The following is a 21,155-nucleotide window of genomic DNA, read 5'->3' on the forward strand; positions in this document are numbered from 1 at the left end:
TTACTATTTGCTTTTCTTTTTGAAAATTTCCTTCATACTCTGCCAGAATGGTTTCTTTTCAGTTTCAGTAGTTGGTTTAGCTTCTTCTTTATTGGGTTCTGCAACTGATTTTCCCTGTTTCTTTTGATCGTAATTCGGATTTGTTTCTTTCTTCCCGAAGAGATCATGAATAATCCCCCTTAATCCAACCTCCAAAACTTCACGGTAAGGAGGAATATTTAGCATAGCCATGCTTTCTTCCGAAGGTGATTCAAATGTACTGAACCTCATGTTTTGGTACTTACTTTTATGCAGAATCTGGCTATAAAATTGCCCAACTATTGGCAATGCAGTTTTTCCTCCGGCACCTTCGCCCAACGATCTGAAATGAATAGAAGGATCTTCTCCTCCAACCCATGCACCGGCTACCAAAGTTGGCGTCATACCAATAAACCAGCCATCAGCCTGATCCTGAGTCGTACCTGTTTTTCCGGCAAATTCAGAATCTATGCCCCAGACAGAACGAATGGAGCTTCCTGTTCCGTCGTTCACAACCGATTTCAGCATCTGGGTTATTATTCTGCAATTCTCAGGCGATGCAACTTGTTCGTCAGGCTGAATATTCTGAAATTTTTCCAGCACCTGACCTTTGTTCGATTCAATTGCTTTTAAATAATAAGGAGTGACTTTTCTTCCGCCGTTAACCAACTCGGAATAGGCACAAACCATTTCCTGCAACGAAACAGAAGCTGTACCAAGCGCCAGCGAAGGATATGGAGGCAAATCGGAGTCAATGCCCATTCGTTTGGCCAGATCAACCACATTGGATATGCCTGCCTTCATCATCACTTCAACAGCAATGGTATTTATTGACTTTGACAATGCTCCTTCCATCGAATAGAACCCGGTATATTCGTCGTGGGAGTTTTCAGGAGACCAATTATCGTAGTCTTCATAAACTTTCCTTTCGTTCGGAAAATAAGTATCCGGAGAAATACCCGCTTCAAGAGCTGCCAGATACACAATAGGTTTGAACGTAGAGCCTACCTGCCGTTTCGAAGTGGTATGATCGTATTGAAAGTAACGGAAATCATTTCCGCCAATGTAGGCTTTTAGCTCTCCTGAATTGGGATCCATGGCCATGAAACCGGTATTAATAATCTTCAAATAGTACTGAATTGAATCCATTGGAGTCATTTCGGCCTGCTTCTTTCCATCCCAGGTAAACAGTGAAACTGAAGTTGGGGTATTAAAAATGGTCTTCACCTGATCATCAGGAACACCAGCCTTTTTCAGCGAACGATAACGGTTCGATCGTTTCATGGCACGGGTTACAACCGACTTGTCATTTCCCCATGGGTTCTTTTTTCCCCAGGCTGCATCAAATACAGCCTGAAGGTTTTTCATCTGGTCAGAAACAGCATTTTCGGCTGCCAGTTGCATGTCGAAATCAATTGTAGTCCTGATTTTTAAACCATCGGTAAATAAATTATATGGAGTTTCATCTTCTTTCATGTGATTGTCGCACCAATCCTGAAGAAACGGGCGAATTTTCTCCATCAGGTAGGGAGCCGGTCCTTCGTTGTAAGTAATCAGGTTATACGTAAGATTCAAAGGCTCTGCTTTATATAATTTAGCTTCCCCCACCGAAATGTAGTTGTATTTCAGCATCTGATCAATCACCACATTTCGCCTGTCAAGCGAACGTTCCGGGTTTTTCCGCGGATTGTAGCTGTTGTTGGCTTTTAGCATCCCAACGAGCGTTGCAGCCTCAGGAACTTTCAGTTTCGATGGGGGCTTATTGAAGAACCGCTCAGAGGCAACACCAATGCCATACGTATTTTCGGCGAATGGAACGGTATTCAGGTACAGGGTTAGAATTTCGTCTTTGGTGTAAACCTTCTCCAATCTGTAGGCAATAATTGATTCACGCAGCTTATTAACCGGCATGGTCAACGGGCCAAACGATTTACGCGGATAAAGATTCTTTGCAACTTGCTGGCTGAGCGTACTTCCACCACCAGAACTGTGATCCTGAAGCAGTACCGATTTAAGGAAAACACGTAAAAGGGCTATTTCATCAATTCCAGTATGGTGATAAAAACGCGAATCTTCAGTTGCAATAAGTGCATTAATTACATTAGGCGAAATCTGATCGAAACTCACATTGCTGCGGTTTTCGATGTAATAGCGGCCAAGGATACGGCCATCAGCGGCATAAACTTCGGTCGAAACCGGGTTTTTAATTTTTTGCAGTTCTTCACTCGAAGGAACCGGGCCGGTAAATCCCACATAGACGATCAGGAACAGCAAAAATCCTAGCAAAAGTAACGCAATGCCTGTTTTTAAAAGAAAGAAAAAAATTCTTCGACCTGTGCTTTTGTTTGAGCTACTCTTTTTACGTGTTGATGTTTTTGTTTTAGCTGAAGATATTGGTGTTTTCTTTTTCATTTCTTAATTCACTGAATGATATGATCGACGACTTTCAACAAACTTAACTGAAAAATTTCAAAGTTATTATGGAATTAAATGAAACCCTGTAATCAGAATATCATCTTCAAACATTTTTTGGATAATTTCAGGAAAATCTGCTTAGTTGGCAAGTTTTAGTGCCGCAAAATTACATTAAAATGAGTTGAATCCATTTATATTCCTGAAAAGTTAAACTTAAATTCAACTTAGTTGGTTTTTATCCTTACATTCAACCGAGTACATTTAAAATTCCATCACCTATGAAAATTGCGATCAGTGGATCAAACGGATATATTGCCAAAAATCTGATTCCCTTGCTGGAAGGAGCAAATCATGTAGTTACGCGTATTCAACGATCTGAATTAAGAGATGTTGATCAACTGACAAATAATCTTTCGGATGTTGATGTTGTAATTAATCTGGCAGGAGCGCCAATTCTGACACGATGGACAAAGGCCAATAAAAGTAAAATTATCAGGAGCAGAATTGATTCAACTCAAAATATTGTACGTGCAATCAATCGATTGCCGATAGGAAACCGGCCTGATTTATTTATTTCAGCTTCAGCAATTGGGATCTATTCACCGGATAAAGTCCACACTGAAGAAAGCATCTCTCTCTCAAACGATTTCGTCGCCGAAGTGGTTAAAAACTGGGAAAATGCATCGGCTGATTTAAATCCTGACGTTCGTAAAGTAATTTTCAGAATTGGACTCATTTTGGGAAAAGAAGCCAAAACCATTCGGAGTCTTGTTCCTGTAATTAAATTGGGAATTGGCGGAAAAATTGGAAGCGGGAAACAGCCTTTCCCATTCGTTCATATTGCTGATGCTATACGCGCAATACTTTGGAGTATCGAAAACGAAAATGCCCGAGGAATCTACAATCTCGTCGCTCCTGAAAACATCGACAACAAAACTTTCACCAGAACTTTGGCTAAATCTTTAAATCGGCCTGCAATTTTTACCGTTCCTGAACTTATCCTGAAATTCGCATTAGGCGAAGCTTCTGCCCTACTCCTTCAAAGTCCTCAGGTCGAACCCGAACGCCTGCTAAACGAAGGTTTCACGTTCAACTTTCCAGATATAGAATCATGTATTAACGAAATCGTACAGTAGAAGACTGGCGTTTCCTACCTGTTTTCACCACAGAAATTACACTTCTGTTCCGTCCTCAAAGTGCAAATATTTCAAAACATTTCAAGTCTTCGTAGATGTAAACATATATATGTTTACATAAGATATTGCACAACATCTAAAGTATTGATTTCTAATGCGAAAAATGATGGAATTTTTAAATCAAATTCTTTAATTTTCGAAGAACAATCAAAAACTATTTCTATGACAACCCAGACAACTGTAGAATATCAAGATTGTAAAGGGAACCAGGTTCATGAAGACGAACTTTATGAGCGACTATTGATTATTGTAAAATCGCAAAGAACCGTGCCAGGGGCTTTGATCCCAGTCCTGCAAACTGCCCAAAATTTATTTGGGTACCTTCCTGAAAAAGCATTGCGCATGGTAAGCAAAGAATTGAAGCTACCCTATAGCGAAGTTGCCGGAGTCGTGGGTTTCTATTCTTACTTTTCAACTACGCCTAAAGGAAAACACACTATTCGTGTGTGTTTGGGAACGGCTTGTTATGTTCGTGGCGGACAAGAGGTGCTAAAAGCAATGACAAAAGAACTTGGGATCAGTGTTGGAGATACCACGTCAGACCGTAAATTTTCGCTGGAAGTTGGGCGTTGCTTCGGAGCCTGTGGATTGGCTCCCGTGGTTATGGTCGGTGATGAAACTTTCCAGCGTGTAAGCCCTTCAAAAGTAAGCGACATCCTCAATAGTTTTGATTAAAAACACATCAAACATCTTTCATACCAACAGATTTACCTTTCAATTGAAAGAACATTGAAAAACCAATTGTTATGCAAAAATTAAATACACCTGAAGATTTCGATCATTATTTTCAGGAAATATCTAAGCAGTATTCAGAAGAATACAATCAGTATAAAGAAATTATTCAGGTATGCATTGGTGGTGGCTGCATTGCCTGTGGCTCAATCCATCTGAAAAACGAACTCGAAAAAAAGCTTCTGGAAAAGAACCTTGGGAACAAGTATTTGGTAAGAGGTACCGGATGTTTAGGCCCCTGTTCAAAAGGACCTGCAATTTTGATGAAGAAATCGGATATTTTTTACGAAAATGTACAAATTGCTGATATCGATACCTTGATTGAAAGCCTCCTGGTGAATAGCGACCCCGTTGAACGCTTATTACACCATAGCGACGAAGACGGAAAAGCCATTCCTCAAGTTCGTGATATTAAGTTTTTTAATCATCAAAAGAAAATTGTTCTTCGTCGCTGCGGAACAATTGATCCCGAGAAAATCACCGATTACATTGCAGAAGGCGGTTATATCGCACTAAAAAAGGCACTTAACGAGTTAACTCCTGATGATATTATCGAACAAATGAAAATTTCAGGCTTAAGGGGTCGTGGAGGTGCAGGATTTCCAACATTCATGAAATGGGGATTTGCAAAAAGGGAAGTAGCCGATCAAAAATACATGCTTTGCAATGCCGACGAAGGCGACCCGGGCGCATTTATGGACCGTAGTATTCTGGAAGGCGATCCACACAGCGTGATTGAAGGAATGGTGATCGGTGCTTACACGATTGGAGCTTCAAAAGGATTTGTCTATGTTCGGGCCGAATATCCTTTGGCAGTTGAACGGCTGAATAAAGCCATCGAAGATGCCCGCCAATTGGGTTTATTGGGTCAAAACATTTTGGGTACGGGCTTCGATTTCGACCTCGAAATTCGGATGGGCTCCGGAGCATTTGTTTGTGGCGAAGAAACCGCCCTGATGGCCTCAATCGAAGGTAAGCGCGGCGAACCACGACCACGGCCACCCTTCCCTACTACTGCCGGATTGTGGGGAAAACCATCGGTATTAAACAATGTGGAAACATTTGCTAATGTGAATACCATCATCGAAAAGGGCGGCGAATGGTTTGCACAATTTGGTACAGGAAAAAGCAAAGGTTCTAAGATATTTGCCTTGACTGGAGCTATTAAAAATTCAGGATTATATGAGGTTCCCGTTGGCACTTCGCTTGGTGATTTAATTTACGATATTGGCGGGGGAACCAGTAGCGGAAAGCCGTTTAAAGCAGCCCAGATTGGTGGGCCATCCGGAGGTTGTATTCCCAAACAACATCTAAGCGTATCGCTCGACTACGAATCGCTCAACGAACTTGGTGCCATTATGGGTTCCGGCGGATTGGTAGTTATGGATGAGGACTCCTGCATGGTTGATGTAGCCAAATTTTTCCTCGATTTTGTTTTGGAAGAATCATGTGGCAAATGCACTCCATGTCGGGTTGGAACCAAACGTATGTATGAAATATTAGAACGAATCACCACAGGCTATGGAAAAGAAGGAGATATTGAACGATTGGAACACTTGGGCGAATGGATCAAAAAGACATCCTTATGTGGATTGGGGCAATCAGCTCCGAATCCTGTACTTTCTACAATTCGTTATTTCAGGAACGAATATGAACATCACATCAGGGAACATAAATGCGAGGCCGGTAAATGTGCAAAACTGGTCAGGGCGCCTTGCCAAAGCGCCTGTCCTGCCGGAGTAGATGTTCCGGGATTTGTTTCACTTACGGCAGAAAAACGTTATGCGGAAGCTCTTCGCCTTCACCGAGAACGAAACCCATTTGCAGCCGTTTGTGCAAGGGTTTGCTTCCATACTTGTGAAGATAAATGCCGAAGAAGCGCCATTGATGCATCGGTTTCTATCCGGGGGATAAAGCGGTTCATGGTCGATCAGGAAATTACCATTCAATTACCTGAAATGCGTGAAAATACAATCAACGCAACCCGGAAAATTGCAATTGTAGGTGCTGGCCCTGCTGGACTTTCGTGTGCCTATTTTCTGGCTCGTTTAGGGTATAAACCCATTGTTTTCGAGGCAGAACAACGTCCCGGAGGAATGTTGGTACAAACCATCCCAGCATACCGTTTACCCCGCGAGATACTGGCCCGCGAAATCCGTATGATCGAGAACATGGGTGTTGATATTCGCACCGGCATGAAGCTTGGACGTGATTTCACCCTTAATTCGCTCAAAGAAGATGGTTATGAAGTTGTTTTTATCGGAGTTGGTTCTCCTCAGGGTGTCAGACCTTCAATCCCCGGAATTGAAACAGAAGGAGTTGTCGATGCACTTCAATTCCTTCAAACTTATAATTTAAGGGGTTCTGTCCCGGTTGGAAAGAAAATTATTGTTGTAGGCGGAGGAAATGCGGCTATCGATGCTGCAAGGTCAGCGGTTCGGTTAGGCGCCGAAAAGGTTGATATTGTTTATCGACGCACACAGGAAGAAATGCCTGCCTGGGCCGAAGAGATTGATGCTGCCATTGAAGAAAAAATCGAATTACACACCTTGACTAATCCGACAGAGTTTATTACTCAAGATGGAAAGATTCAGGGTGTGCGTTGTGTCAGGATGAAGCTTGGCGCATTTGACTCGAGCGGACGCCGCAGTCCGGTTGAGACTGATGAAGAGATTACTTTTGAAGCAGATCAAGCCATTGTCGCTGTAGGACAAACACTTAATACCAAAGAGATATTAGGAGACACTTCGATGAAACTGGCTGGAAAATCGCAGTTGGCACGCAATCCTCGGACAGGACAGACCTCTGTTGACTGGATTTTCACTGGTGGTGATGCAGCTACCGGTCCGTCTTCGGTTATTGAAGCCGTTGCCGGTGGAGAAATGGCTGCCGTTGGAATTGATGAATTCCTGACCGGAGACAAACACGATTTCTGGAGAAAAGAAAAACACAACGACACTTTCTTCGACCCTGAAGCCATTCCGGCAAAATATCCACGTACTCACATGGTTATGTTGGCTCCCGAACGTCGTATGTACAATTTCAATGAAGTGGAACAGGTTTGGCCTGAAGGAGAAGCCATACGACAAGCCCGAAGATGCCTAAGATGTGATTATGGAAGCTGTTAGCTTAGGAAAATGTCATTAGCCATTAGAAAAATCATTTCTTCCAGCCCTTTCCTATTGACTAATGACTTTTTCGGCTTTTCAAATGGATAAAAAGAAAAAGAATCGCAAAAATAGAGAATATGATACTGGAAGAATTGAAAGTATATCAATTGGCAATGGAAGTTGGTGAAGAAAGTTGGACGATTGTTTCAAAATGGAATCATTTCGAACGCGATACCATTGGGAAACAATTGGTCAGGGCTGCCGATTCAATTGCTGCAAACATTTCCGAAGGTTTCGGAAGATTTCATTTTAAGGAAAATCGATACTTCAATTTTGTCGCTCGTGGCTCTCTATTTGAAACTAAAACATGGCTTGACAAAGCAGTAAAGCGAAACTTGATAACCGCTGAAGAATTTTCTAAACTAAAAATTGAGATGAATGAGCTTGGCAAATTGCTAAATGGATACATCAAGAAAATCGGAAAAGAGAATTCTGTAGGTGAACCGGAAGCTGTTTATTTCTCAAAGAACTCAATTGCCAATGACCCATATGAGTTTTTCTACAACAATATCGATTCGATAAACTGGCTACCTTTTCCCAATGACTATTGACTTTTTTCTAATGACAAATGACTAAATTCAGAACAAAATGACAACAGTATATATAAACAAACAACCCATAGAAGTTGAAGCTGGCAGTACCATTTTTGAAGCAGCGGCGGTGGCTGGAATAAAGATTCCAACTCTTTGTCATGTAGAAAATCAACATCCTAAAGGCGCCTGCCGCGTTTGCATGGTTGATGTTGAGGGTGCAAAATCGATGGTTGCCTCTTGTACAACGCCGGTTAGTGAGGGGATGAAAATTATAACCAATTCGAAAAACGTCAGGGAGGCCCGTAAGTTTGTTGTTGAATTACTCTTATCGGAACATTGTGGCGAATGCAAAACCTGTACTCGAAATAACGATTGCGAACTTCAAACGCTTGCACTCGAATTGGGCGTCATGGACATTACTTATGAAGGGGAAAAACTAAAGAGTTATATTGACGATTCTACTCCTTCTCTGGTTCGTGATTCAGGAAAATGCATCAAATGCCGACGTTGTATAACTGTTTGTAACGAAATACAAGGCGTGGGCTCGTTGTTTGCCCAGGGACGAGGGTTTGAGTCCAGGGTTGGACCAGCTTTCGATCAGCAGCTTGATGGAGTAACCTGTGTGCAATGCGGTCAATGCGCAGCAATTTGCCCTGTTGGCGCCATTACTGAAAAAGAACATATCGACTTTGTTTGGGATGCCATTGAAGACCCCTCAAAATTTGTAGTGGTTCAAACAGCTCCTGCTATTCGCGCAGCACTGGGAGAATGTTTTGATTATGAACCAGGAACACTGATTACCGGCAAAATGGTCTCTGCCTTGCGTTTACTTGGATTCGATCGTGTGTTTGACACCAACTTCACCGCCGATTTAACGATTATGGAGGAAGGGACTGAACTACTTATGAGATTAAAAAAGGCATTGGTTGATAAGCAGCAGGTAGCATTACCCCAATTTACGTCCTGTTCACCAGGTTGGATTAAATATGCAGAATACTTCTATCCCGAATTTCTCGACAATATTTCAACCTGCAAATCGCCACAGCAGATGTTTGGAACAGTAGCCAAAACCTATTATGCAAAAAAAACCGGGGTCGATCCAAAGGATGTTATCGTGGTCTCGGTGATGCCTTGTACAGCTAAAAAGTTCGAAGCACAACGGCCAGAGATGAACGACAGTGGATTTCAGGATGTTGATTACGTTCTTACGACCAGAGAACTGGCTCGGATGATCAAACAGTCAGGTATTGATTTTAGAGCCTTGAAAGACGATGTGATGGATTCGCCCATGGGTTCAGGATCGGGTGCCGCCGACATTTTCGCAAACACAGGCGGAGTAATGGAAGCCGCTATTCGCACAGCCTACGAAATTGTGACGGGACGTGAACTTCCATTAGAAAATCTACATCTACAACCAGTTATTGGACTGGAAGGTGTAAAAAAAGCTTCATTATTGATTCAAGGCTGTAAACCTGAATGGAGTTTTCTGGAAGGCGTTGAATTAAAAGTTGGCGTAGCTCACGGCCTGGGCAACGCCAGGAAAATTATTGAAGCCATGCGCGGCGGAGAGGAATTTCATTTTATTGAAGTGATGACCTGTCCAGGCGGTTGTATTGGCGGAGGCGGACAACCACGTTTTACGACCAATGAAATCCGACTAAAACGAATTCAAGCCATTTATCAGGAAGACGAAGGAAAGCTTTTGCGTAAGTCACATGCCAATCCTGAAGTTCAACAGATTTATGAAGAGTTTTTGGAAAAACCATACAGCCATCTGGCCCATCAATTACTACACACGAAATATAAACCAAGGCTAAACTAAAACCGAAAGACAGTTTCGAACTAAAAATGAAACTGTCTTTTTTATGCATCTTCGGTATCAGTGACTCCATTTTCGTAAGCCGAATGTATTGGGCTAATTTACAGAGCAACATTCTAACATGTAATAAAAAAAATTGGAAAGTCAATAGTTCATTAGCAAAAGCTCAAATGAGACTTTCAGACATAAAAAAGAGGGCAATGTGGTCAAAAATAGTTGGTGATTTTTTGGAAAATAATTAGTAAGCTCCACGCAGTTAATCCGAAGAGGAAGCAGGCTCTGATGGAGATCAACCTGCCAGCAATAAGGTTAACGCATAAACAGTAATACAAGGGTAGTCCAACAAGCTGCCCTTTTTCTGTTATTACTGGTATGCCCACAATGGCTTAAAAAAACTCATTTTGCGTTAGCAAAATAAATGTACCACTTGATGAAGTTTATTCGGTGTTTTACCGTCAACCCACGATGGATATCCAGGTGGTTTTTAAGATGACTGAAGTATCCTTCTATCCCGTTTGTAGTCTTGGGTATATCTGGGTTTGATAGGTAATGAAACATGTTTGGCAAAGCCCGTTTGATGGTTATATAAGAGCGGCGAAGCAGTTTATGTGTGTACCAATATCTTCCGGTTTCTGTGTTGTATGTTTTTTCATTCAAGTAATCTTTGTGTGTTTCATGCCATTTTAGAAACTCTCTTGTCCAGTAAATCCGGTCATTTTCTGATTTAATTCGAAGGATAAATAGCACCAGTTTGCGTAGTTCCTGTCCGGCCTGATGTTTGGGATACTGTGTTAGCCACAGCAGGCACATGCGCTGGATATGAACCAGACAGCGTTGGACGATAGCTTCTGGAACTGACCTTTTTATCGCTTTTAAGATACTTTTATGACCGTCGGTGGTAATGCTTTCGATCTGAATCCCAAGTTTGAGCAAGTTAGCCAGATCCTCTTTGATTTCCTCATAGCGTTCACCGTCAGTAAAGCGATGCAGCTGGGTGTAGCCATCAAAATCGTCTTGATAACAAACCAAACAAAACTGCGCAAAATACGTGGCATCTATCCGTAAATGAACACGCTCTCGCTTGATTATTTTGACCAATGGCGCTTGTTCTAAAAAATGGTAAAATGTCCGTTGAAGTGTAGCTTGCGATAGGCTGCTGTCCCTGCTTAAAATTTGATAAGTCTGACGTTCCAATATCCACTTTCTGAACCATACAAACCTGTTTTGAATTCTCTGTTCTGGACGATTTTCAGTTAGAAAAATTCCGCATCGTTTACATTTGAATCGTTGCTTACCCCCTTGTTTTCCCCATCGAATAACATCTGTATATCCACAGGCCCAACAGCGTTTTTTTTGATTTTTCCATAAACATAAAAAGTTTGATGAAACCAAGTTCATCAAACTTTCTGTATTATCAATATTGGTGTGCTTTACAAAGCTTTTTACCAACTATTTTTGACTAATATGCCAAAAAGAGGCTGAACGCTTTCGCGACAGCCTCTTCGTTATAGTCAAAAAACTAATGATTACAATTGTGGTCCAGAAGGAATCAATGCTTTAGCATCATCGTTATCACAGTATTGTTCGAAGTTCTTGATGTATTTGGCAGCAAGCGATTTTGCTTTGGTTTCCCATTCAGCAACATCAGCATAAGTATTGCGTGGGTCAAGAATTTCGGTGTCAACATTGTTCAAAGCTACAGGAGCTACAAGGTTCAGAATAGGAACTTTAATTGTTTCAACTTCTTCGATTGAACCATCGATAATAGCATCAATGATCGCACGTGTGTTTTTTAAAGAAATACGTTTTCCTGTTCCGTTCCAACCAGTGTTTACCAGGTAAACTTTAGCATTGTGTTCTTTAGCTTTACCAATCAATGTTTTTGCGTACATCGTTGGGTGCAAAGTTAAGAATGCTTCACCAAATGCTGGAGAGAAAGAAGGAACTGGTTCAGTGATACCACGTTCAGTTCCAGCTAATTTTGAAGTAAAGCCTGAAAGGAAGTGATACTGAGCTGATTGTTCGTCCAAAATAGATACTGGAGGCAATACACCAAATGCATCAGCCGACAGGTAAATGATTTTTTTAGCGTGTCCTGCACGTGAAGGAGAAACGATTTTATTGATGTGATAGATTGGATAAGAAACGCGTGTATTTTCAGTTTTTGAAGCAGCCGCTGAATAATCAGGAGTTCCATCAGCCAATACTGTCACATTTTCCAACAAAGCGTCACGACGGATAGCACGCCAAATATCTGGTTCTTTGTCTTTTTCCAAATCAATTACTTTAGCGTAGCAACCACCTTCGTAGTTGAATACACCATTGTCGTCCCAGCCGTGTTCGTCGTCACCAATTAAGTAACGTTTTGGGTCAGCCGAAAGAGTTGTTTTTCCTGTTCCTGATAATCCAAAGAAAATAGCAACATCACCATCTTTACCAACATTGGCAGAGCAGTGCATCGAAGCAATCCCGCGTAAAGGCAGGTAGTAGTTTTGTAAAGCAAAAATACCTTTTTTCATTTCACCACCGTACCATGTTCCACCAATAACCTGCATTTTGGTAGTCAGATTAAAAAGTGTAAATACTTCTGAATTTAAACCTTGTTCTTTCCAGTTAGGGTTAGATGTTTTAGATCCGTTCAATGTTACGAAATCAGGTTCTCCGTAGTTAGCCAATTCGAAGTGCGAAGGACGGATAAACATGTTAGTCACAAAGTGAGCCTGCCATGCAACTTCCATAATGAAACGTACTTTCATACGAGTATCTTCGTTGGTTCCGCAGAAAGTATCTACTACATACAATTTTTTTGCAGTAGAAAGCTGTTTGGTTACCAGGTCTTTGCAATGATCGAAAACTTCAGGAGTAGTTGGACGGTTGATAGTGCCATCCCACCATAAATGCTCTTCGGTTACTGCATCTTTCACAAAATATTTATCTTTAGGTGAACGTCCTGTGAATTTACCAGTATCAACCGATACTGCACCTGAAGTTGTCAGTACACCTTTTTCAAAACCTTCATTGGCAGGATCAATTTCGGCCTGAAATAATTCTTCGTAAGTTGGATTATGCAAAATTTCGGCATTGGTATCAATACCATACTTTAATAGATCTGTGTTTTTCATGATAAGTGTTTATAATTTAATAGTTTCAACAATACAAAAATTTTCTCGACACCAAAAATACCTTTTTTTAACCGCCGCTCAGATTGGCAAATATTAAATTAAGATCAATTCAGGCTCACTGCACAAACAACATTACCATTTTCACACAACAAACTGATTGCCAACAAATAATACCATACGAAACAAAAAAAGAATGTTAAGAAATTATTAACTTCCTAACATTCTTTTAAAGTAGAATAACTATTTCAACTACGATCTTGGATGAAATTGATTTAAGGTAGTCTTTAAATAATCCCGGTCAAGATGAGTATAAATCTCAGTTGTTAAAATTGATTCATGCCCAAGCATTTCCTGAACAGCACGTAAATCAGCTCCACCGTTTATCAGGTGAGTGGCAAATGAATGACGGAAAGTATGAGGACTGATCTTTTTATCAAATCCAGCCTTTAAAGCCAGATTTTTAATGATTGTAAAGATCATAACACGACTTAACTTTTTCCCTCTTCGGTTCAAAAATAGTATGTTCTCACTGTCTTTTGAAACTTTCAGGGTTTTACGGTAAACATCCATATACTTATTGATCTCGTCAACAGCCTTTTCACTAACCGGAACCAATCTTTCCTTATTCGATTTACCTTCAACTTTAATAAAACCCTGATCAAAAGCTAAATTAGAAATCTTCAGGTTAACAAGTTCCGAAACACGAAGTCCACAACTATACAATGTTTCAAGCATTGCTTTATTTCGCTGGCCTTCAGGCTTATTTAATTCGACGGTATCGATCATCAAATCAATTTCCTCAATGGAAAGTACATCTGGAAGTTTTCTACCAATCTTTGGAGATTCCAGTAAAGTGGTTGGATCATTGGTAACCTTTCCTTCCATAAGCAAAAACTTATAGAATGATTTAATACCAGAAATTGTTCTGGCTTGCGTCCTGGGCGAAACACCTTTGTCATTGATCCATTCTACAAATTTTTTCAAATGAGCCAATTTTACTTTTTCAGGTGCTAGTTTCTTAAGTTCTTCGTCTGCAAATACCATCAGCTTATTTATATCATTGATATAAGCTGCGATAGAGTTTGCTGACAAACCTTTCTCCAAACGTAAGAAAGACTCAAATCCTTTTTTGCTATCTTCCCATTTCATAATTAAAATACTTTAAATTAAAATTCTATAACAAATATTAATAATTTTGGTTTGTAAACTTTATTAAAGTAGATTTTAAATAAACTATGATCATCCACCAAGATTACATAATTTTCACTACGAGTTTACAATCGGTTAAGTTACTGTTTTTTTTATATAAAATACCAAATCATGAAAATTTTGTTAATTAATGGACCAAATTTGAATTTGTTAGGAATTCGGGAGAAGAGTATTTATGGAAATGAATCGTTTGAAAATTATTTTCAGACCCTTCGAAATGAATATCCAGACATAGAAATGGAATATTTTCAGTCAAACATTGAAGGTGAACTTATCAACAAAATCCATGAAAGAGGGTTTACATTTGATGGAATTATTATCAATGCCGGAGCATATACACATACCTCTGTTGCAATCAGGGATGCAATATCAGGAGTAAAGGCTCCTGTAGTGGAAGTTCACATCTCCAACATCTTAACGAGAGAGAATTTCAGGCATGAGTCTCTGATTGGCCCGGTTTGCGTTGGAAGTATCATGGGATTCGGACTTGATTCGTACAGACTTGGTATTGAAGCGATAAAGAAAACACATTAAATATTGATGACATTTTGCACCGTATCTGGTGTTATTTACTCGATGAATGAAAATTTGTATACTTTTGCCGCCCTCTAAAATAAATTTTGAATTTGTGAATCAAACATGCTTGCATAACACATAAAAACTAATAAAAATGCAACTATGTGTTCGCTTAACGACAATTAAAAACAAATTTATAGGCATATGAATAAAAAGTACACCAAAATAGTAGCAACTATTTCTGATAAACGTTGCGAAGTTGAGTTTATCAAACAATTATTTGATGTTGGAATGAATGTGGCCAGACTTAATACTGCGCACATTTCAACAGAAAGTGCATTGACGATGATCAATAATGTCCGTGCAGTTTCCGATTCTATCGCAATTTTGGTTGACACCAAAGGTCCTGAAATCCGTACACGGAATATCGATGAACCAATTAATGTTAAATTAGGTGATATCATTAAGGTAAAGGGCGGAGATGGTCAGTCGAATCAGGAGATTATTTATGTCAGCTACGAGCACATTCAACGGGATGTTCCTGTTGGTAATTTAATATTGATTGACGATGGCGACCTGGCTCTTGAAGTAATTGAGCAGACACCCGAATATTTGGTTTGCCGCGTTGGAAACAGCGGGCAGATAAAAAACAAAAAGAGTGTAAACACACCAGGTGTAAGTGTCGATTTACCTTCAATCAGTGAGAAAGATGTCCAGTTTATTGAGTTTGCAGCCAAAAATGATGTTGATTTTATTGCACACTCTTTTGTACGGAATAAGAAAGATGTACTGGCAGTTCAGGAGATTCTTGATCGATACAACAGCCGCATCAAAATTATTGCTAAAATCGAAAATCTGGATGGCGTAAACAATATTGATGAAATTCTTGAGCACGCATACGGTATTATGGTTGCGCGTGGTGACCTTGGAATTGAAATTTCAGCCGAAAAAATTCCGGCCATTCAACGCCGATTAATCCGGAAAGCTGTTCAGCAAAAGAGACCCGTGATTATTGCTACCCAGATGCTGCACTCCATGATCGACAATCCAAGGCCAACACGAGCCGAAGTGAGCGATGTTGCAACTGCTATTTACGACAGAACCGATGCGATTATGCTTTCAGGAGAAACTGCCTATGGTAATTATCCCGTTGAATCGGTAAAAGTGATGTCGAAAATTGCCCTTGAAGTTGAAGCCAGCAAAGACAAACGCAATGATTTGCCCGTTCCGCGCCTCGACAATGAGACTTCGGCCTTCCTTGCTGAAGCTGCAGTACTGGCCTCGAAAGAGCTAAAAGTAAAGGCTATTGTTACCGATACTCTTACCGGAAAGATTGCCCGTTATATTGCTGCATTCAGAGGTGCTATACCTGTATATGCCAAGTGCCACAACGGAAGGGTAAAACGGGAGCTGGCTCTTTCGTATGGTGTTTTTCCGAGTGAAATTCAATCGAAGAAAAACAAGCATAAATTGATTGAGACCTCGCTACTTGATTTGGTTGAACGGGATCTGATTACGGATAAAGACACAGTTGTTTACGTTGGTGGAAACTTCGGTGTTGGCGGCGGGACATCGTTTATTGAGATTGCCTCGGTTGAACAAATGACTTACGCAAAAATGAAAAGCTAATCAAAGGTTATAGAAATAAAAAAGGGTGCTTAACGGCACCCTTTTTTGTTGTCTCATGTTTCCACTTATCGCATATCAACAACTTCAATTCCTTTGTATTTTTTCGCATCAAAAACAAAATCGGCATCGGCGTAAGAGCCATCCGTTTTTAATTGGGTAACGATTACATTGATCGTATTTCCATCTTTACCATTCATGATTGCCCCATGTATCAACATCTTTTGTTTATCAATCATGAGTTTTATTTTCTGAATATCTCCTGATGGTTTTTGAGGAGTCAATTCGATGTTATAAACCGGAACTCCAGCATCAACCGACTCATTCAGAAATTTATAATTAAATCCCTTTTCATAAATGGTGAAAATTTTAGCCGGATCCATTAGTTCATCTGTTGATTCATCCAGATCAGCAATTGTAACCTCGTTCGAATTGACCATATAAGTCCAGATCGTTTTACCATCGCAAATCATCTGCGTTCCCAACTGCGGAATATTCAATTTGTATTTTTTGCCTTTCAACACAATAGAGCCAACACTTTTATCCTTTACATTTTCTACTTTATTTTCCATCTCGTATGAAAACTTGGCATCAAGCGACGTCAGCGACTGCATTGTTTTTGTAACCTTTTCCAAAATTTCTTTTGCTTTTGTATCCTGCTGAGAATATCCAGTCAAAACAAAAACAGAAAAAAGGGAAATTAAAATTAATTGCTTCATTTTATATCTTATTAAAGTTCTATTTGAATCCATTCAATAATTGTTCCAAACTATATTCATCCTGAATTAATACCTGCCGTGCCTTACTGCCTTCGCTCGGACCAACAATCCCGGCAGCCTCCAACTGATCCATCAACCGGCCAGCGCGGTTATATCCAATCGAAAATTTACGTTGAATCATGGAGGTAGAACCAACCTGATTCGATACAATTAGCCGGGCTGCATCATCAAACATTTCATCCCGGTTCTTCAGGTCAACATCCGGCGATCCGCCATCAGTATCGCCCACATAATCAGGCAAGAGAAACGCTGTTGGATAACCTCTTTGCTCAGCTACAAATTCGCAAATACGTTCCACTTCAGGAGTATCAACAAAGGCACACTGCACACGGGTCATGGTACTTCCGGTAGAAACAAGCATATCGCCTTTCCCAATCAACTGGTTAGCTCCGGGAGTATCTAAAATGGTGCGCGAGTCGATCATTGAAGCTACTTTAAAAGCAATACGTGTGGGGAAGTTAGCCTTAATCACACCCGTAATAATGTTGATTGAAGGCCGCTGGGTTGCAATAATCATGTGAATACCAACAGCACGAGCCAACTGGGCAATACGGGCAATTGGTAATTCCACCTCTTTTCCGGCAGTCATAATCAAATCAGCAAATTCATCGACCACCACGACAATATAAGGCAAATAGCGATGACCTTTTTCCGGATTTAAACGGCGGCCAATAAATTTGGTATTATATTCGATGATATTCCTGACGTGGGCTTTTTTAAGCAAATCGTACCGAGAATCCATTTCAATATTTACTGAATTCAATGTATTTTTTACTTTCTGGATGTCGGTAATAATTGCATCTTCTTCGTCAGGCATTTTGGCCAAAAAATGTTTTTCAAGCGAAGAATAAAGATTCAACTCTACCTTTTTGGGATCAACCAATACAAATTTCAATTGCGAGGGGTGCTTTTTGTAAAGCAGTGAAGTGATGATCGCATTCAACCCAACTGATTTACCCTGACCAGTGGCACCAGCCACCAGAATGTGAGGCATTTTAGCCAGATCGACCATGAATGTTTCATTCGAAATCGTTTTTCCCAGGGCAATTGGAAGCTCGTAAGTTGATTCCTGAAACTTTTTAGAACCGATGATTGAGCGCATCGAAACGATTTCAGGCTTCTGGTTCGGAACTTCAATACCGATGGTTCCGCGGCCAGGAATTGGTGCAATAATACGGATTCCCAATGCTGAAAGGCTTAACGCAATATCGTCTTCCAGATTTTTAATCTTGGCAATACGGATTCCGGGAGCCGGTACAATTTCGTACAGCGTAATGGTTGGTCCAATGGTTGCCCTGATTTTGGTAATCTCAATTTTGTAGTGACGAAGGGTCTCAACAATCTTATTTTTGTTCGAGATCAACTCCTCATTGCTTACCTCAGCATTTCCGGAGGCATGATCGTCGAGTAAATCGATCGTTGGGTATTTGTAGGAAGACAAATCAAGTGTTGGATCGTAATCGCCCATTGCAGCAACAACATCGTCGTCGGCCAATTCATCAGCAACCTTCTCGGCGACCTGCAATTCCGGCTCTTTAACCTTTGTCTTTGGTTTTGGCGATTCAACCTCAGGCACCTGATCAAAAAGCATATCTTCAATGCTCAACTCCACATCTTTTTTCGAGACCGTATTTTCAATTTCGAAATCATCATCATCGTGAAAATCAGGATCAACAACGACTTTAACTTTATCCTCTTCTGTAATTCGTTTTGATATTGCCGGATCTTCAGTTTGCAATAACGCTTCCTGTTCGGCAACTGCCAGTGCTTCTTCAGCCAATTGCTCAGCTGTGGCTGGTTCTTTGTCCTTTTTGGCAATTACTTTTGTGAACCAAGGCAAAAATTGTCTAAACGTTACGATTAGCAATACAAACAGCAGGAATACTAAGATTAAAGTAGCTCCAATCGTTCCTAAAAATGAAGTTAACACGCTGGAAAAAATAAAGCCATACATTCCTCCAACATACAAAAAGCTATCGCTTGAAGTCACATTCAACAGCAATGCAAGCGCTATGGATGTCCAAAGCATCCAAAGAACTGAAAAGAGAAATGTTTTGAGAAACCGTATTTCTTTATACCCAAACAGGTTGAGTGCTGCAACAACAAAAATCAGGATAAAAAAGAAGGATGGAAATCCAAATCCCAGATTAATAAATTGCTCGGCCAGATAAGCGCCACCTTTTCCGGCGAAATTCTGAACCTGAACCGAACGATCGAGGAAATCCAGAATTGGCAAGTCCAGCTTGCTTTGATCGACTGCACCTGAAAAGCCATAAGATGTAAAAGCAACAGCCAAATATCCGCTAAACAACAGTAAAAATGCACCTAAAGTATATTTAAACTGATTGCTTTTCAAAAAATTGACTGCAACCTTGATTTTCGAAGGTCCTGCGGCCTTCACTGGTTTTTTATTGACCGGTTTCGTTATTTTCTTTGCCATTCTATAGTTAATTCGTGCGCAAAGTTAACGAATTTTGGCTAGGTATATTTTATCACCAACTGTTTATGAAACAAAAAATTATTGGTTTTTTGATTTTTTTCGTTCATCCCTACTGGCTGTTTTAAAGCATCGATTTGAATCTTCACTTCCAACATTGATCATGATTAGATCTCGTTCCTTTTTTTAAGTTTACCTGAAATCAGTTTCATAGATTTTAAGTTCAAAATCCATGGGATTTTAAAATAATAAGTACTGTAAACTATTTATTGCTGTATTTCTTTACCCCAAACCGCGTTCGACTGAGCTCACGCCGAAGTCTGAAGGGGCTTTGGCTGTGAATGACGCAACTAATTAGCAATAAGATAAGTCCCCTTTAGGGGATTTAGGGGTGACTAAAAATTAACTACGACATTATTTATTCTTATTACTTAGATATTGAATATGCAGAAAATAGCTGTAGTCGCATTAGGAGGAAATGCATTACTCCGCGAGAATGAAGCAGGAACCATTGAACAACAGGAAACCAATACCACCGAAACACTTGAGAATTTAATTTTCCTGATAAATGAAGGATTTGAGCTGGTGATCACCCATGGGAATGGACCGCAGGTGGGTAATATCCTGATGAGGAACGATGCTGGACAGCAATTGTATGATATTGCTCCAATGCCTTTAGATGTTTGCGTTGCCGATTCTCAGGGCGGAATTGGCTACATGATAGAGCGAATGATCCGTAATGTTCTTCAGAAGCACGGAATCAAAAAGAACGTCATCACGCTTGTTTCGATGACCTTAATTGATCCGAACGATCCTGCATTTTCGAACCCCACCAAAGGAATCGGCAAGATCTATTCAGAAAAAGAAGCCAAAAAACTTCAGGATGAAAAAGGCTGGATTTTTAAACCTTCAGCAAAAGCCAATGGTGGCTGGCGGAGAATGGTTTCATCGCCACAACCAGTTGATATTATGAATCGTGAAATTATTGAAGACCTTGTTCGTGCCGGAAACATTGTGATTGCTGCCGGTGGCGGAGGAATTCCGGTTTATTTCGACGAAAACAATGATTTGCGTACTTTAGACGCAGTAATTGACAAAGATCTGGCTTCGGCCTTGCTGGCCACAAAAATAAAAGCGGACGAATTTTATATACTGACCGATGTTTCGTTTATTTATAAAGATTTCGGAAAGCCAACTCAGGAAAAATTAGAGTTCCTGAATTATGCCGACACCATGAAATACCTGGAAGCCGGCACTTTTTCGGAAGGAACAATGGCGCCAAAAATCAAGGCTTGTCTGTATTTCATTAAGAATGGCGGAGGGAAAAGTGTGATTACCGAGGCGAAAAAACTGGAAGACAAATCGTACGGATCGAAAATCACAATGGAGTACGATAAATAAAAGGGAAAAGTCATTAGTCATTGGAAAAAATAAAAAAGTCAGTCATCAGATTTTCTCTTTCCCTTTTCTAATGACTAATGTAAAGGAATAAGTCAATCGTCATTGGGAAAAAGCTTAAACGCGACTTTCCGAATGACTAATGACCGATTAACGCTAATTACAAAAAACAACATTCAATATTA

General features: G+C 40.3%; 14 protein-coding genes. 8 read left to right on the top strand and 6 right to left on the bottom strand.

Going from position 1 to position 21,155, the window contains the following annotated elements:
• Positions 1-3 precede the first annotated feature (3 nt).
• Positions 4-2,430, bottom strand: a complete 2,427-nt coding sequence (locus tag AQPE_RS23470) for a penicillin-binding protein 1A (protein ID WP_318348912.1) — start codon at positions 2,428-2,430, stop codon at positions 4-6.
• 281 nt (positions 2,431-2,711) lie between these two features.
• Here AQPE_RS23470 and AQPE_RS23475 point away from each other — a divergent pair, with 281 nt between their 5' ends.
• The 5 genes from AQPE_RS23475 to AQPE_RS23495 all read left to right on the top strand — a co-directional run bounded on the left by AQPE_RS23475 (position 2,712) and on the right by AQPE_RS23495 (position 9,886).
• Positions 2,712-3,569: a TIGR01777 family oxidoreductase gene (locus AQPE_RS23475; RefSeq protein WP_318348913.1), complete on the top strand. Its 858-nt coding sequence runs from the start codon at positions 2,712-2,714 to the stop codon at positions 3,567-3,569.
• Between the two features lie 222 nt (positions 3,570-3,791).
• The gene (locus AQPE_RS23480) at positions 3,792-4,304 is read left to right on the top strand and encodes an NADH-quinone oxidoreductase subunit NuoE family protein (RefSeq protein WP_318348914.1); all 513 of its coding nucleotides are present in this window, start codon (positions 3,792-3,794) and stop codon (positions 4,302-4,304) included.
• A gap of 71 nt (positions 4,305-4,375) precedes the next feature.
• The gene (locus AQPE_RS23485; protein WP_318348915.1) at positions 4,376-7,489 is read left to right on the top strand and encodes an NADH-ubiquinone oxidoreductase-F iron-sulfur binding region domain-containing protein; all 3,114 of its coding nucleotides are present in this window, start codon (positions 4,376-4,378) and stop codon (positions 7,487-7,489) included.
• 119 nt (positions 7,490-7,608) lie between these two features.
• Complete coding sequence (locus tag AQPE_RS23490) at positions 7,609-8,082, top strand: four helix bundle protein (protein WP_318348916.1); 474 nt, start codon at positions 7,609-7,611, stop codon at positions 8,080-8,082.
• Positions 8,083-8,119: 37 nt separating this feature from the next.
• Positions 8,120-9,886 (top strand): NADH-dependent [FeFe] hydrogenase, group A6, encoded by a 1,767-nt coding sequence (locus AQPE_RS23495; protein ID WP_318348917.1) that lies wholly within the window; start codon positions 8,120-8,122, stop codon positions 9,884-9,886.
• A gap of 393 nt (positions 9,887-10,279) precedes the next feature.
• On the opposite strand, the gene AQPE_RS23500 is transcribed toward AQPE_RS23495, so the two are convergent.
• The 3 genes from AQPE_RS23500 to xerD form a co-directional block, all read right to left on the bottom strand.
• Positions 10,280-11,281: an IS256 family transposase, variant Zn-binding type gene (locus AQPE_RS23500; RefSeq protein WP_449658186.1), complete on the bottom strand. Its 1,002-nt coding sequence runs from the start codon at positions 11,279-11,281 to the stop codon at positions 10,280-10,282.
• A 128-nt stretch (positions 11,282-11,409) separates the two neighbouring features.
• Entirely contained in the window at positions 11,410-13,005 is a 1,596-nt protein-coding gene (pckA, locus tag AQPE_RS23505) for a phosphoenolpyruvate carboxykinase (ATP) (protein ID WP_318348918.1), read from the bottom strand.
• A 249-nt stretch (positions 13,006-13,254) separates the two neighbouring features.
• A complete protein-coding gene (gene xerD, locus AQPE_RS23510; protein ID WP_318348919.1) occupies positions 13,255-14,154 on the bottom strand; it encodes a site-specific tyrosine recombinase XerD in 900 nt (299 codons plus the stop codon).
• 171 nt (positions 14,155-14,325) lie between these two features.
• Between xerD and aroQ the strand changes: the two genes are divergently transcribed.
• Positions 14,326-14,748 (top strand): type II 3-dehydroquinate dehydratase, encoded by a 423-nt coding sequence (aroQ, locus tag AQPE_RS23515; RefSeq protein ID WP_318348920.1) that lies wholly within the window; start codon positions 14,326-14,328, stop codon positions 14,746-14,748.
• A gap of 186 nt (positions 14,749-14,934) precedes the next feature.
• Positions 14,935-16,359 carry a pyruvate kinase gene (gene pyk, locus AQPE_RS23520; protein ID WP_318348921.1) on the top strand — a complete coding sequence of 475 codons (1,425 nt, stop codon included), beginning with the start codon at positions 14,935-14,937 and terminating at the stop codon, positions 16,357-16,359.
• A gap of 65 nt (positions 16,360-16,424) precedes the next feature.
• Here the strand turns inward: pyk and AQPE_RS23525 are convergent, their stop codons facing one another.
• Positions 16,425-17,075, bottom strand: a complete 651-nt coding sequence (locus AQPE_RS23525) for a LolA family protein (protein WP_318348922.1) — start codon at positions 17,073-17,075, stop codon at positions 16,425-16,427.
• A 19-nt stretch (positions 17,076-17,094) separates the two neighbouring features.
• A complete protein-coding gene (locus AQPE_RS23530) occupies positions 17,095-19,575 on the bottom strand; it encodes an FtsK/SpoIIIE family DNA translocase (RefSeq protein ID WP_318348923.1) in 2,481 nt (826 codons plus the stop codon).
• Between the two features lie 441 nt (positions 19,576-20,016).
• Between AQPE_RS23530 and arcC the strand changes: the two genes are divergently transcribed.
• The gene (gene arcC / locus AQPE_RS23535) at positions 20,017-20,973 is read left to right on the top strand and encodes a carbamate kinase (protein WP_318348924.1); all 957 of its coding nucleotides are present in this window, start codon (positions 20,017-20,019) and stop codon (positions 20,971-20,973) included.
• The last annotated feature ends 182 nt before the right edge of the window (positions 20,974-21,155 follow it).

Source organism: Aquipluma nitroreducens (assembly GCF_009689585.1).
In the GTDB taxonomy this organism is placed as follows: domain Bacteria; phylum Bacteroidota; class Bacteroidia; order Bacteroidales; family Prolixibacteraceae; genus Aquipluma; species Aquipluma nitroreducens.